Here is a 13245-nt window from a genome sequence, read left to right on the forward strand (position 1 = left end):
GGTCCCGCGGCCCCCGACCCGGCCGCCCCGACCCGGAAACGCCGACGGGGGCACCCCCGAAGGGATGCCCCCGTCCGCACTCGGACCGGTACCGGCGGGTAACCGGTCAGCGGCGTTACTCGCCCTTGGCGGCGGACTCCACCTCGGGGGTGTCCGGCACCTCGGCGGGCTTGGGAACACCCTTGAAGGTGAACTTGGCGTCCGTGCCCTCGCCCTCGGCGTCGATCACGACGATCTGACCCGCCTTGAGGTCGCCGAACAGGATCTTCTCGGAGAGCTGGTCCTCGATCTCCCGCTGGATGGTGCGACGCAGCGGCCGCGCGCCCAGGACCGGGTCGAACCCGCGCTCGGACAGGACCTTCTTCGCCTTGGGGCGAAGCTCGATGCCCATGTCCTTCTCCTTGAGGCGACCGTCCAGGCTCGTGACCATCAGATCCACGATCTGGAAGATCTCCGACTCGGTCAGCTGGTGGAAGACGATGACGTCGTCCACACGGTTGAGGAACTCGGGCCGGAAGTTGGTCTTGAGCTCCTCGCTGACCTTCGCCTTCATCCGCTCGTAGTTGGTGTTGGCGTCGTCCTCCTTGGCGAAGCCCATGGCCTGGCCCTTGGAGATGTCCCGCGTACCCAGGTTGGTCGTCATGATGATGACCGTGTTCTTGAAGTCGACGTTGCGACCCTGGGCGTCGGTGAGACGACCCTCCTCCAGCACCTGGAGCAGAGAGTTGAAGATGTCGTTGTGGGCCTTCTCGATCTCGTCGAAGAGGACCACGGAGAACGGCTTGCGGCGCACCTTCTCGGTGAGCTGGCCGCCCTCCTCGTAGCCGACGTAGCCGGGAGGGGAACCGAACAGCCGCGAGACCGTGTGCTTCTCCATGAACTCGGACATGTCGAGCTGGATCAGCGAGTCCTCGTCCCCGAAGAGGAACTCGGCGAGGGTCTTGGACAGCTCGGTCTTACCCACACCGGACGGACCGGCGAAGATGAACGAACCACCGGGACGCTTGGGGTCCTTCAGACCGGCGCGGGTACGGCGGATGGCCTGCGAGAGCGCCTTGATGGCGTCCTCCTGGCCGATGACCCGGCGGTGCAGCTCGTCCTCCATGCGCAGCAGGCGGGAGCTCTCCTCCTCGGTCAGCTTGAAGACCGGGATACCGGTGGAGGCGGCCAGGACCTCCGCGATGAGCTCCTCGTCGACCTCGGCCACGACGTCCATGTCGCCGGCCTTCCACTCCTTCTCCCGCTGCGCCTTCTTGCTGAGCAGCTGCTTCTCGTCGTCACGCAGGGAGGCGGCCTTCTCGAAGTCCTGCTCGTCGATGGCCGACTCCTTGTCGCGGCGCACGGCCGCGATCTTCTCGTCGAACTCACGCAGGTCCGGCGGAGCGGTCATCCGGCGGATGCGCATCCGGGAACCGGCCTCGTCGATGAGGTCGATCGCCTTGTCCGGCAGGAACCGGTCGCTGATGTAGCGGTCGGCCAGTTGCGCGGCGGCCACGAGCGCACTGTCGGTGATCGAGACGCGGTGGTGGGCCTCGTAGCGGTCGCGCAGGCCCTTGAGGATCTCGATGGCGTGCTTGGTCGACGGCTCGTCCACCTGGATCGGCTGGAAGCGCCGCTCCAGGGCGGCGTCCTTCTCCAGGTACTTGCGGTACTCGTCGAGCGTGGTCGCGCCGATGGTCTGCAGCTCACCCCGGGCCAGCATGGGCTTCAGGATGGAGGCGGCGTCTATGGCACCTTCCGCCGCCCCCGCTCCGACCAGCGTGTGCAACTCGTCGATGAAGAGGATGATGTCGCCGCGGGTGCGGATCTCCTTGAGCACCTTCTTGAGGCGCTCCTCGAAGTCACCGCGGTAGCGGCTGCCGGCGACCAGGGCGCCGAGGTCGAGCGTGTACAGCTGCTTGTCCTTGAGCGTCTCGGGGATCTCCCCCTTGACGATCTTCTGCGCCAGGCCCTCGACGACGGCGGTCTTACCGACGCCGGGCTCACCGATCAGCACCGGGTTGTTCTTGGTGCGCCGCGAGAGCACCTGCATGACGCGCTCGATTTCCTTGTCCCGGCCGATGACCGGGTCGAGCTTGGACTCGCGCGCGGCCTGCGTCAGGTTGCGGCCGAACTGGTCCAGCACCAGCGAGGTGGAGGGGGTGGACTCGGAGGAGGCCCCGGTGGCCTGCGGCTCCTTGCCCTGGTACCCGTGCAGCAGCTGGATGACCTGCTGGCGGACGCGGTTGAGGTCCGCTCCGAGCTTGACGAGGACCTGGGCGGCGACGCCCTCGCCCTCGCGGATCAGGCCCAGCAGTATGTGCTCGGTACCGATGTAGTTGTGGCCGAGCTGAAGCGCCTCGCGCAGCGACAGCTCCAGGACCTTCTTGGCGCGCGGGGTGAAGGGAATGTGCCCCGACGGCGCCTGCTGGCCCTGCCCGATGATTTCCTCTACCTGCTGCCGAACCGCTTCGAGGCTGATACCAAGGCTCTCCAGAGCCTTGGCGGCGACGCCCTCACCCTCGTGGATGAGGCCGAGCAGGATGTGCTCCGTACCGATGTAGTTGTGGTTGAGCATCCTGGCCTCTTCCTGGGCCAGAACCACCACTCGCCGCGCGCGGTCGGTAAACCTCTCGAACATGTCTCGTCGCTCCTCTACAGAGCGGTCAGGCAGGGACGGTTCTTTCCGACCCAACTCTTCCGCATATCGGCCCCACAGGGATAACCGCCCCGGGGAGCACTGTCGCACCCGTCCAACCCGTCGGCGGCTGCCGACGTGGCTGGACATCTCCGCACGGCCGACCGCAGCCGTCCGTGTCAGAGACTTTCCCCGACGATAGGGCGTTCACCCAACATCCAACTACCAATTGCCGCGTCAGATTTCCCTGTACGCCGAAGGCGAACGACCCGGGCACTCCCATCCATCACGAGAGTGCCCGGGCCGCACGTGTGTAAGCCGGATTATCGGCTCTTAGCGAACAAGCCGAAGTCGTGTTGTTCTTCAAGCAGAAATGCTCCGGACCGTCGTCCGGTGACGGGGGCGTGCCCTGCGTGCCCCGAGAGGGGCGACACCGTCTCGGACGGCCCCGGAAACCGGTTCCCCGGCCTCCCGGGCGGGCCCGGACACGCTCCACCGGAACACCCCGGGGTCCGGCAGCGGAACCTCACGGCCCCGTGTGCCCCGGGCTCCCCCTCCGCGGCCCCTCGGACCGCGGCACAACAGTACCCGCCCCGCCGGCACAGCTGCTGTGGGCGGGGTCCCGCCCGCCCCGGCCGCCGACACGGCCCGCGTCCTCGGAAGAGTTTCACGCCCCCGGAGTATCCCCTTCGCCCCGCTTGTCGCGGGATCCCGGTGTCACAGGCACTCCGGCGCCACCGGTCCTGCCGGTGCACCGGACACGGCCGACCCGGCCCGCGATGTCACGCGGATACCGGACCCGGCGGTTCTCCGGCGCCTCGAACGTCCTTGCTCACGGGGCGTTCGGGCCGAGCCGGGCCTCGGGATGTACGGGTTCGGGGCGGTGAACTGAAGCCGCGGGACGAAATCTTGATCAAGAACTGACAACATTTCGGCCGACCGGGGCAGTGGCAAACCTAACCCTTGACGGCCTCGTATTCGGCAACGATGGCCGCGGGGATACGGCCGCGCTCATTGACGGGCTTCCCGGCAGCCTTCGCCCAAGCGCGAATCTCGGCGCTGCGCTCACGGCTGGGAGCATTCCGGCTTCCACGCCGGGAGCCGCCACGGGCCTGCTTCGCCGGGGCCTTGCGGGAAGCTTCGACGAACGGGGTAAGGGCCTCGCGGAGCTTGGCAGCATTACCCGCGCTGAGGTCGATTTCGTACGTCGATCCATCGAGACCGAACGTCACCGTCTCCTCGGCCTCGCCGCCGTCGAGGTCGTCGACCAGGAAAACCTGGACCTTCTGTGCCATGGAATCAAACCTTTCAGAAGAGCGGTGTCTCCACACCTGAATATAAAGCTATCTCGCGAGAACGCGAAAGACAATTCCCGGCGTGCCAGAAATCGTGCGGATCCGGATCGGCGTGATTCAGGGTCGCCGAAGCGGCGCGGGGCGGCCAGCGGCGCACACACGCGTGTCCCCCTCTTCGGGAGCGTTCGGGTCCGGGTTCGTCGGACCCCGGGGCTAACGACCGTCGGATTCGGTGCGTTCCCGGTCCTGGGCAATCGGCGTCTCGTTCGTCGCCTCGGTCTCGCCGACCTTGGCCGCGCCCTTGTCACGCGCGTCTTCCGCGCCGGCCTCCTCGTCGCTGACCAGGCTTCCGTCCATCCTCCGCGGCGCCATCTCCTTGCGCAGCAGCTTGATGACGAAGGCACAGAACACGGTCGCGACTACCACCGGCGGGATGAGCGCGGACAATACGTCGATCAGTCCAGGGGGAAGCACCGATGACAAAAAGTCACCCATCGAAGCGGCCTACCCTTCCTGGTTGTTACTTATTGCAGCAAATACCCGACTCAGTGTCGGCACTGCCCTGGGGGATGGCGCTCCGGCACCGCCGGTCAAACGCATACCAGACATCATAGACATCGTTTGCCACCGGTTTGACACCGGACGTACCGAAGACGCCCCGGCAAAGCCCCCTGACGGCCAATGTCCGGTCCGCTCTCGCACCGTCACACGGAAGACCGCTGACGCTCAGACGATCGAACACCGAGGGATCCGGAAAAACTGGGATCCGCAACGTCCGATCGCCACTTCGTCGGCCCACCGACGATCCGGACGGACGCAGGTACACATTACCTGCCTTGTTCCACGCCCATACCACCCGGTGCGCTTAAGCGCGCACGGCGGGAGGATCCGATGAAGCGGAGGGAAGGGGAAGCCGATCCTATGCGGGACCCAAATCCTTTAGCCAGGCGCGCTTGCGGAGTCGGCACCCAGGTGCACAAGCATCCGGGTGTTCCCCAGGGTGTTGGGTTTGACCCGCTCAAGATCGAGGAATTCGGCCACACCCTCGTCATAGGAACGCAGGAGTTCCTCGTAGACACGCAAGGAGACGGGGGTCCCCTGGATCGGGGCAAAGCCGTGTTTGGCGAAGAAACCGGTCTCGAATGTCAGACAGAACACACGCTGCACGCCCAACTCGCGCGCGGTGTTCAGGAGTTCAGTCACGATTCGGTGACCGACGCCGAAACCGCGCAGGGAGGGGTCCACCGCAACGGTGCGCACCTCCGCCAGGTCCTCCCACAGGACGTGGAGGGCGCCGCAGCCGACCACGCGGGCCCCGCCCTCCGACCGGAGGGGGTCGCCCGGGGTTTCGGGGGGGTCCTCCTCCACCTCGGCCACCCAGAACTCCTGGATGTCCTCGTAGAGGTTGACCGTGCTCTTGGAGAGCACCCGCCGGTCAACGGAGTAGGTGTCGACCAGGCGGCGGATATGGGCCACGTCGCGCGTCCTGGCGCGGCGGACCCGGACATGACGAACGGGCATAGCCGGACCAGACTACGCCCACGCGGCCTCCCACCGGAACGCTCTTCGTCCGGTGGGCGCCGATGCGCGGCCTCCTGGGCCGGTATGCCCGTGGTGTCTCCCGACGGCGGCCGGGAAGGGAAGCGTCAGATCAGATGAGCTGACGCCTCGCGGCCCACACGACCGCCTCGATGGGTGTGTTCACGCCCAGCACGTCGCAGATGTTGCGAATGCGACGACGCAGGGTCCGGGCGCTGAGTTCGAGGTGCCGAGCGGCCACCTCGGTGGTGACGCCGGTGGCGATCTCGGCGAGCAGCTCCAGCTCCTCGTGACTCAGATCGACCGGCGGGTAGGGGCCGTTGAGCGTGGTCTCACGCGAACGGGCCTGCAGGGGAACCACGTTCTCCCGGTGCTCCCGCGGCGCGAGGGTGTTCTGGTCCTCAACGGTACGTCGTACGAGTGTGGCCTGTTCCACTCCGTCCTCCCTCATCCATGTGAGTGCGGAACATCAACTCGTCACCTACGGATCAAGCGCGTCCGACTGGCTGTCGGCGCGGGCGAGTCCCGGGCACCCCGACCGGCCCCCGGAACCCCTCTGGCACAGGGGTGGGAGATGGAGGGGAGCACAGAGGACACACGACCCCGGGCGTTGCGGTCTGGGACGGACAGACCACACCGTGGGCACGCGTGCGGTGGGTTCTCGGGCCGTTCTCGGCCCTGACCCCTGCTCACCGTTGTTCTCGATCCACTTCGGCAAACTCGCGGGCCAGAGCCCGCTCACAGCACGCTAAGGCGGCGCGGGTTATACCGTCAAGGCCCCATAAATCACCATCCGTGATTACCCAAAACCCCTGTGTCACAGTGTCATCGGAAGGGAAATAATCTTCACACCCTGACCTGCGAAAACCATCTTCGGCAAAGACAGGGGCCCGGTAACGGAACTTCTGACGGAAAAACTGCGCTCTGGCCTCGGAGACATCTGCCTCTGGCTGGGAGTTTGTTCCGTATGACCGTTAAGTGAGGCAGGTCTCATGCCCTCCGCCGCGTCTTCGCAGGCAGGGACCGACGAGTCGGGGCCGTCGCAACGAAGGTGCGACGGCCCCGAATTGACCTTTCGGTCCTCCCCCTACCGGGATTCGATCTCTCCCGTTTCCCGGCAGAGGGCGAGGACCGCGTCTAGTCCCCGGAGGGCTTCACAATCGGGAAAAGCACAGTTTCCCGAATGTTCTTGCCGGTGAAGGCCATGAGCAGGCGGTCGATACCCACGCCCACGCCCCCGGTGGGCGGCATGCCGTACTCCAGCGCCCTCAGGAAGTCCTCGTCGAGCTGCATCGCCTCGGGGTCGCCGTCAGCGGCCATCAACGACTGCTCGGTCAGCCGGCGGCGCTGCTCGACCGGGTCGACCAGCTCCGAGAAGCCCGTACCGAGCTCCATACCGAAGCCGATCAGGTCCCACTTCTCGGTGAGCAGCGGGTCCTCGCGGTGCTGACGGGTGAGCGGGCTCGTCTCCACCGGGAAGTCGCACACGAACGTGGGCTGGATGAGCGTGTGCTCCACCAGCTCCTCGAAGAGGTGCTCGACGAGCTTGCCCGGGCCCCAGTCGTGGCTGAACTCGACACCCCTGGCCTCGGCCAGCCGACGGACCTCCTCGACCGGGGTGCGCGGGGTGACCTCGGCGCCCAGGGCCTCGGAGACCGAGCCGTACAGGGTGATCCGCGGCCACTCCCCGCCCAGGTCGAAGGTCTGCCCGTCACGCTCGATCGTGGTGGAGCCGAACACCGCGCGGGCGGCCTCCTGGATGAGCTCGCGGGTCACCTCTGCCACGTCGTTGTAGTCGGCGTAGGCCTGGTAGAACTCCAGCATCGTGAACTCGGGGTTGTGCGTGGAGTCCGCGCCCTCGTTCCGGAAGTTCCGGTTGACCTCGAAGACCTTCTCCAGGCCGCCCACTACCAGCCGCTTGAGCGACAGCTCGGGGGCGATGCGCAGGTAGAGGTCCATGTCGTAGGCGTTGATGTGCGTGGTGAACGGACGCGCCGTGGCACCGCCGTGCACCCGCATCAGCATCGGGGTCTCGACCTCGATGTAGTCGCGGGCGCTCAGCCCCTCGCGGATGGCCCGGATGGCGGCCGAACGGCGGCGCACCATCTGCTGTGACTCGGGGTTGACGATGAGGTCGACGTAGCGCTGACGCACCCGGGCCTCGGGGTCGGTCAGCCCCCGGTGCTTCTCCGGGAGGGGGCGCAGGCACTTGGCCGTCAGCGTCCAGTCACTCACCATGACGGAGAGCTCGCCCCGCCGGGAGGTGATGACCTCGCCCTGCACGCCCACGTGGTCACCGAGGTCGACGTCGGCCTTCCAGGCGTCGAGCCCCTCCTTGCCGACCTGGTCCAGGGACAGCATGATCTGCAGGTCCCCGGTCTCGTCGCGCAGGGTGGCGAAGCACAGCTTGCCGCCCGAGCGGTAGAGCATGACGCGACCGGCGATGGCTACCTTCGCCCCGGTGTGGGTGTCGGGCTCGAGGCCCTGGTGTTTCTCACGCACAGGGCCGATCGACGTCGTCCGCGGGTAGTTCACGGGGAAGGGGTCGGTGCCCTCCTCCCGGAGACGGTCCAGCTTCTGCCGCCGGACCCGCATCTGTTCGGGCAGGTCGTCGTAGTCGTCGTGCGTGTGATTCACGGCCCCGATCCTACCGGCGCGGCGGCCCCCGGCCGAACCGGGCCGTGCGCAGGGAATCCGGGGAACAACCCCACGGCCGACGGCCGCATGTGTGCGCTAGGTGTATGAGTCGCACAAATATCGATATCGACGACGAGCTGGTCACCTCGGCGATGGAGCACTTCCAGGTACGCACCAAACGGGAGGCCATCGACATTGCGTTGCGCCGGGCTGTGGGAACCCCCCTGACCAAGGATTTCCTCCTCGACCTGGAGGGCATGGGCTGGAAAGGCGACCTCGACGAAATGCGGCGCTCCGGCTCCGAGGGTGCCAGGGAGTGAACAACCTCTACCTTGTCGACAGCTCAGCCTGGGTGGAGTACCTGCGCAAAACCGGCTCGGAGACCAACGTCTTCGTTCGGGAACTCATCTCGGCAGGAGCTCCACTGGCCACGACGGAACCTGTCGCCGCCGAACTGTTGAGCGGGGCACGAAACAGCAGCGAACTCCTCCGTTTGGAGCGCCTGACCGACGGCCTCATCCAACTCGCCCTGGACAACCGGCTCGACTTCCACCACTCGGCTGGGATCTACCGCGAGGCCCGATCCCGGGGCAGGACGGTTCGGAAACTCCATGACTGCCTCATCGCAGCCGTCGCCCTGCGGACCGACGCGGTCCTGGTGCACTGCGACCGCGGCTTCGACCACCTGGCCGAGGTCTACCCAAGACTGCGCGTGCAGCGCCACAACCAGGACTGAACGGGGCGGGCGGTCCCGGGCGCCCACCCCGGACCGTCAGCCGGCGTTGCGCTCGAAGACCAGGCGCAGACCGATCAGGGTGAGCCAGGGCTCGTGCACGTCCACGGTCTCGCACTCGCCCACCACCGTCGAGGCCAGTCCCCCGGTGGCGACCACCGTGACGGCGTCCGGGTTGTCGGTGAGTTCGGCGACCATGCGGTCCACGATCCCGTCGACCTGTCCGGCGAAGCCGAAGACGATCCCCGAGCGCAGCGCCTCGGTGGTGTTCCTGGCGATCGCGGCGCGCGGCCTGACGATCTCGACCATGTGCAGCTGCGCGCCCCGCCGGGAGAGGGCGTCCACCGAGATGTCGATGCCCGGCGCGATGGCGCCGCCCACGTACTCGCCCTTGACGCTGACCGCGTCGAAGGTGGTGGCGGTCCCGAAGTCCACCACCACGCAGGGGCCGCCGTAGAGGTGGCTGGCGGCCAGCGCGTTGATGATCCGGTCGCTGCCCACCTCCTTGGGGTTGTCCATCCGGATCGGCACGCCCGTCTTCACACCGGGTTCGACGATCACCGCGGGCAGGTCGCCGAAGTGGCGGCGGAACATGTCCCGCATCTCGTGCTGCACGGAGGGGACCGAGCAGCACAGCGCGATGCCGTCGACCTCGTTCAGGTTGCTCAGGGAGCTTCCGTCGATGAGCCCGCGCAGGACCACGGCCCATTCGTCCGCCGTGCGCCTGGTGTCGGTCCCCACCCTCCAGTGTTCGAGAAGATCGTCGGATTCGAAGAGACCGAGGACCGTCTCGGAGTTACCGACGTCGATCGCGAGCAGCATTCTGGGGGCCTCACTGGTCGAATTGGTGTGTACCAAAGGAATCTTCCACCAAACGGGTCCCTCACAACAGGTCGAGCGCGATATCGAGCGCGGGACTCGAGTGGGTGAGGGCCCCGACCGCCAGGTAGTCGACCCCGGTACGGGCCACGTCCGAGGCCGCGTCGAGGGTGAGGCCGCCGCTGGACTCCAGGCGGGCCCGGCCGTCGACCAGGGCCACCGCCTCCGCGAGCCGCTCCACGGTGAAGTTGTCGAGCAGGATCTCCTCGGCCCCGGCGGCCAGCGCGTCCTCGATCTGGTCGATCCGGTCCACCTCGACCTCCAGAGGCAGGTCCGGGAAGCGCTCGCGGACGGCTCGGACCGCCTCGCCCACCCCGCCGGCGGCGACCACGTGGTTGTCCTTGACCAGCCCGGCGTCACTGAGCCCGTACCGGTGGTTGACCCCGCCGCCGCAGCGCACCGCGTACTTGTCGAGGGCGCGCAGGCCGGGTGTGGTCTTGCGGCTGTCCCGGATGCGGGCGCCGGTCCCGGCCACGGCGTCCACCCAGATGCGGGTGGCGGTGGCGATCCCCGACATGTGGGTGAGCAGGTTCAGCGCGGTGCGCTCGGCGGTGAGCAGGTCCCGGGTGCGGGCGGTCACGGTCATGAGCACGTCGCCGCGCTTGACGGAGTCGCCGTCCCCCGCCTGCCGGGAAACCTCCAGCGCCCCCTCCGCGACCAGCCAGAAGACGAGTTCGGCGAGGGGGAGGCCGCTGACGGTGCCGTCGGCGCGGGCGACCACGTGGGCGGTGCGGACCTGGTCCTCGGGGATGGTCGCCACGGTGGTGACGTCGATACGGGGCCCGGCGGTGAGGTCCTCGGCGAGGGCCCGGCGGACGGTGTCCGCGTGCGACTGGTGCGGCACGGTCCAGGGGAGGGTGAACTCGGCGCGGGACTCGGGTGCGGGGTCCGGTCCTGCGAGGGGGAAGGCGATGGCGTCGAGCTCGGCCGCGAGGGCGGGCGGGAGGTCGGGCTGCCGGGTCTCGTCTGTGGCCACGATCGTGTCCCCTTCCAGTCGGACGACCACGGGCCGCAGACGCAGCTCGGGCCGGGGTTCGGGTGTGTCGGCGCGCTGGTGCGCACCTCGGCTCTCGGTGCGGTGCAGTGCGGCGGCGGCCACGAGGCGGGCCACGGTGAGCAGGTTGGTGGCCTCCCAGGCGGCCACGTCGGGTGCGACGTGTTCGGCGGGCGAGGCCAGCGAGTCGAGCCGGGCGGCGAGTCCGGCCAGGCCCTCCCCGGTGCGCAGGACCCCGGCGTCGCGGGACATCAGGGCACGGACCGTGGCCGTGGTGGCCGGATCCACCAGCGGGACGGTCGCGCCCGGGGCAGGTGACCCGCCCGGTGCCCGCTCCGGTGCCCGCTCGGCCGCCCGCGCGAGACCGGCGGCGATCCGGTCGGCGAAGACCAGGCCCTCCAGCAGGGAGTTCGAGGCGAGGCGGTTGGCGCCGTGCACGCCGGTCCGGGCGACCTCTCCCACCGCCCACAGGCCGGGGACCCCGGTGCGCCCGTCGATGTCGACCTCCACACCGCCCGAGGCGTAGTGGGCGGCGGGGGCGACCGGAAGGGCCTCGGTGAGCGGGTCGATGCCGTGGGAGCGGCAGGAGGCCAGAATGGTCGGGAACCGGCGTTCCCAGGTGGCCCGGCCGAAGTGGCGGGTCTCCAGGTACACGTGGTCGGTGCCCTGGGCGGCCATGGTCCGGGCGATGGTGCGGGCGACCACGTCGCGGGGGGCGAGGTCACCGAGCTCGTGCACCCCCTCCATGATCCGGCGGCCCCCGGCGTCGACGAGGTAGGCGCCCTCCCCGCGCAGGGCCTCCGAGACGAGGGGTTGGCGTCCGCGCGCCTGCGGGCCGAGCCAGAGGACCGTCGGATGGAACTGGATGAACTCCAGGTCGCGCAGGCGCGCCCCGGCCCGGGCGGCCAGGGCCAGGCCGTCACCGGTGGACACCGGCGGGTTGGTGGTGGCGGCGAAGACCTGGCCCATGCCACCGGTGGCCAGCACGACGGCGGGGGTCACGACCGCGCCGACGCCGTCGCGCTCCCCCTCCCCCATGACGTGCAGGGTGACCCCCCGCACCGCGCCGTCGTCCCCCTCGCGCAGGGTGTCCAGGGCGACGGCGTGCTCGACGACCTCGATCCGTTCCTGGGACAGGACCGCCTGGACCAGGGCCCGCTGGATCTCGGCGCCGGTGGCGTCGCCGCCCGCGTGGGCCACCCGGTCGGCGCGGTGGCCGCCCTCCCTGGTCAGGGAGAGCCCGCCGTCGTCGTCGCGGTCGAACTCGGCGCCCAGGTTGATGAGCCAGCGCAGCGCGTCGGGGCCGTCCGTGGCGAGGACGTTGACCGCGTGGGGGTCGCAGAGCCCCGCCCCTGCCAACAGGGTGTCGACCATGTGGGCCACGGGCCCGTCCTCGGGCGCCATCGCCGCCGCGATGCCGCCCTGGGCGTAGGCCGTGGAGCCGGTGGAGAGGCGGTCCTTGGTGACGAGGACGACCCGGCCCGCCCCGGTGCGCTGGACGTAGCGCAGTGCGGTGCTCAGGCCCGCGATGCCCGAACCGATCACCGCGACGTCGGCGTGCACGGTCCACCCGGGCTCGGGGGCTTCGATCCGGGTCTGTCTGGCAGAACTCATCTGGGCTCTCTTTCCGCGATGCCGCCGGAGGGCGGCTGGCCGGGAGCGGCCTGAGTCAGAGGGTCACCGACACGTTGTCGATGAGCCGGGTGGCGCCCACCCGGGCGGCGACGGCCAGGACGGCCTCGCCCCGGTGGTCGGCTCCGGCCTCGGCGAAGGTGGCCGGGTCCACCAGGGCCAGGTAGTCGAGTCCGACCGGCGGGACGGCCTCGGCCGCCTCGGCCAGGACCGCGAGTGCCGCCGCGCGGACGGCCTCAGCGCCTCCGGGTGCGGCTTCGGCGCCGGCGCGCAGTGCCCGGGACAGCGCCAGAGCGCTGGTGCGCTCCGGTGCGGAGAGGTAGACGTTGCGGCTGGAGGAGGCCAGACCGTCGGGGTCGCGCAGGGTGGGCGCGCCGACGATCTCCACGGGCAGGTCGAGATCGGCGACCATGCGGCGGACCAGGGCGATCTGCTGGGCGTCCTTGGCGCCGAAGACGGCGAGGTCGGGCCGGACCAGGTTGAACAGCTTGGCGACCACGGTGAGGACCCCGGTGAAGTGACCGGGCCGGGAGGCACCCTCCAGGCGCTCCCCCATGCTGCCGGCGTCCACCGTGACCATCTGCGGGAGGGGGTACATGGTCTCGGTCTCCGGAGCGAAGACGACGTCCGCGCCCTCCTCCGCGCACAGCCGGGTGTCGCCGGGCAGGTCGCGCGGGTAGCGGTCGAGGTCCTCGTCCGGGCCGAACTGGAGCGGGTTGACGAAGATGCTCACCACCACGGTCTCGGCCCTGGTCCGGGCCAGGCGCATGAGGGAGCGGTGGCCCCCGTGGAGGGCGCCCATGGTGGGGACCAGTGCCACGCGTCCCGTACCGGCCAGGGCCCGGCGCAGTTCCTCAGGGGTGCGGACGACGAGGGGTTCCGCGGCGGTCTCGCGCGGAGCGGGTTCGGTCATGGTCGT

The 13245-nt window shown here is 69.1% G+C and carries 11 protein-coding genes; 2 read left to right on the forward strand and 9 right to left on the reverse strand.

What is annotated here, in order from left to right:
- Positions 1 to 115: 115 nt before the first annotated feature.
- From AC0VYD_RS23620 to lysX, 6 genes are all read right to left on the reverse strand, one after another.
- The gene (locus AC0VYD_RS23620) at positions 116 to 2620 is read right to left on the reverse strand and encodes an ATP-dependent Clp protease ATP-binding subunit (RefSeq protein WP_452542534.1); all 2505 of its coding nucleotides are present in this window, start codon (positions 2618 to 2620) and stop codon (positions 116 to 118) included.
- Between the two features lie 953 nt (positions 2621 to 3573).
- A complete protein-coding gene (locus AC0VYD_RS23625; RefSeq protein WP_191266983.1) occupies positions 3574 to 3912 on the reverse strand; it encodes a histone-like nucleoid-structuring protein Lsr2 in 339 nt (112 codons plus the stop codon).
- Positions 3913 to 4125: 213 nt separating this feature from the next.
- Positions 4126 to 4407: a hypothetical protein gene (locus AC0VYD_RS23630; protein WP_475477525.1), complete on the reverse strand. Its 282-nt coding sequence runs from the start codon at positions 4405 to 4407 to the stop codon at positions 4126 to 4128.
- 444 nt (positions 4408 to 4851) lie between these two features.
- Entirely contained in the window at positions 4852 to 5433 is a 582-nt protein-coding gene (locus AC0VYD_RS23635) for an amino-acid N-acetyltransferase (protein WP_475477526.1), read from the reverse strand.
- A 130-nt stretch (positions 5434 to 5563) separates the two neighbouring features.
- The gene (locus AC0VYD_RS23640) at positions 5564 to 5887 is read right to left on the reverse strand and encodes a LuxR C-terminal-related transcriptional regulator (RefSeq protein ID WP_473037921.1); all 324 of its coding nucleotides are present in this window, start codon (positions 5885 to 5887) and stop codon (positions 5564 to 5566) included.
- A 701-nt stretch (positions 5888 to 6588) separates the two neighbouring features.
- Positions 6589 to 8088, reverse strand: coding sequence for a bifunctional lysylphosphatidylglycerol synthetase/lysine--tRNA ligase LysX (lysX, locus tag AC0VYD_RS23645; protein WP_475477527.1), 1500 nt, complete (start codon positions 8086 to 8088; stop codon positions 6589 to 6591).
- A gap of 104 nt (positions 8089 to 8192) precedes the next feature.
- Here lysX and AC0VYD_RS23650 point away from each other — a divergent pair, with 104 nt between their 5' ends.
- Together AC0VYD_RS23650 and vapC are read left to right on the forward strand one after the other, a co-directional pair.
- Positions 8193 to 8408: a type II toxin-antitoxin system VapB family antitoxin gene (locus tag AC0VYD_RS23650; protein WP_475477528.1), complete on the forward strand. Its 216-nt coding sequence runs from the start codon at positions 8193 to 8195 to the stop codon at positions 8406 to 8408.
- Complete coding sequence (gene vapC / locus AC0VYD_RS23655; protein ID WP_475477529.1) at positions 8405 to 8824, forward strand: type II toxin-antitoxin system VapC family toxin; 420 nt, start codon at positions 8405 to 8407, stop codon at positions 8822 to 8824. The genes AC0VYD_RS23650 and vapC overlap by 4 nt, the downstream gene beginning before the upstream one ends.
- Before the next feature lie 36 nt (positions 8825 to 8860).
- On the opposite strand, the gene AC0VYD_RS23660 is transcribed toward vapC, so the two are convergent.
- The 3 genes from AC0VYD_RS23660 to panC all read right to left on the reverse strand — a co-directional run bounded on the left by AC0VYD_RS23660 (position 8861) and on the right by panC (position 13239).
- Complete coding sequence (locus tag AC0VYD_RS23660) at positions 8861 to 9643, reverse strand: type III pantothenate kinase (protein WP_473041120.1); 783 nt, start codon at positions 9641 to 9643, stop codon at positions 8861 to 8863.
- A gap of 61 nt (positions 9644 to 9704) precedes the next feature.
- A complete protein-coding gene (locus tag AC0VYD_RS23665) occupies positions 9705 to 12308 on the reverse strand; it encodes an L-aspartate oxidase (RefSeq protein WP_475477530.1) in 2604 nt (867 codons plus the stop codon).
- A 55-nt stretch (positions 12309 to 12363) separates the two neighbouring features.
- Entirely contained in the window at positions 12364 to 13239 is an 876-nt protein-coding gene (panC, locus tag AC0VYD_RS23670) for a pantoate--beta-alanine ligase (protein ID WP_475477531.1), read from the reverse strand.
- Between the last annotated feature and the right edge of the window lie 6 nt (positions 13240 to 13245).

The sequence above is a fragment of the Nocardiopsis sp. iso_40 genome (assembly GCF_056173285.1).

Excerpts from the sequence above, each read along its gene's own strand:
- AC0VYD_RS23620 (WP_452542534.1), bottom strand. The coding sequence starts at position 2,620 with ATGTTCGAGAGGTTTACCGACCGCGCGCGGCGAGTGGTGGTTCTGGCC.
- AC0VYD_RS23625 (WP_191266983.1), bottom strand. The coding sequence starts at position 3,912 with ATGGCACAGAAGGTCCAGGTTTTCCTGGTCGACGACCTCGACGGCGGC.
- AC0VYD_RS23630 (WP_475477525.1), bottom strand. The coding sequence starts at position 4,407 with ATGGGTGACTTTTTGTCATCGGTGCTTCCCCCTGGACTGATCGACGTA.
- AC0VYD_RS23635 (WP_475477526.1), bottom strand. The coding sequence starts at position 5,433 with ATGCCCGTTCGTCATGTCCGGGTCCGCCGCGCCAGGACGCGCGACGTG.
- AC0VYD_RS23650 (WP_475477528.1), top strand. The coding sequence starts at position 8,193 with ATGAGTCGCACAAATATCGATATCGACGACGAGCTGGTCACCTCGGCG.
- AC0VYD_RS23660 (WP_473041120.1), bottom strand. The coding sequence starts at position 9,643 with ATGCTGCTCGCGATCGACGTCGGTAACTCCGAGACGGTCCTCGGTCTC.
- AC0VYD_RS23665 (WP_475477530.1), bottom strand. The coding sequence starts at position 12,308 with ATGAGTTCTGCCAGACAGACCCGGATCGAAGCCCCCGAGCCCGGGTGG.
- panC (WP_475477531.1), bottom strand. The coding sequence starts at position 13,239 with ATGACCGAACCCGCTCCGCGCGAGACCGCCGCGGAACCCCTCGTCGTC.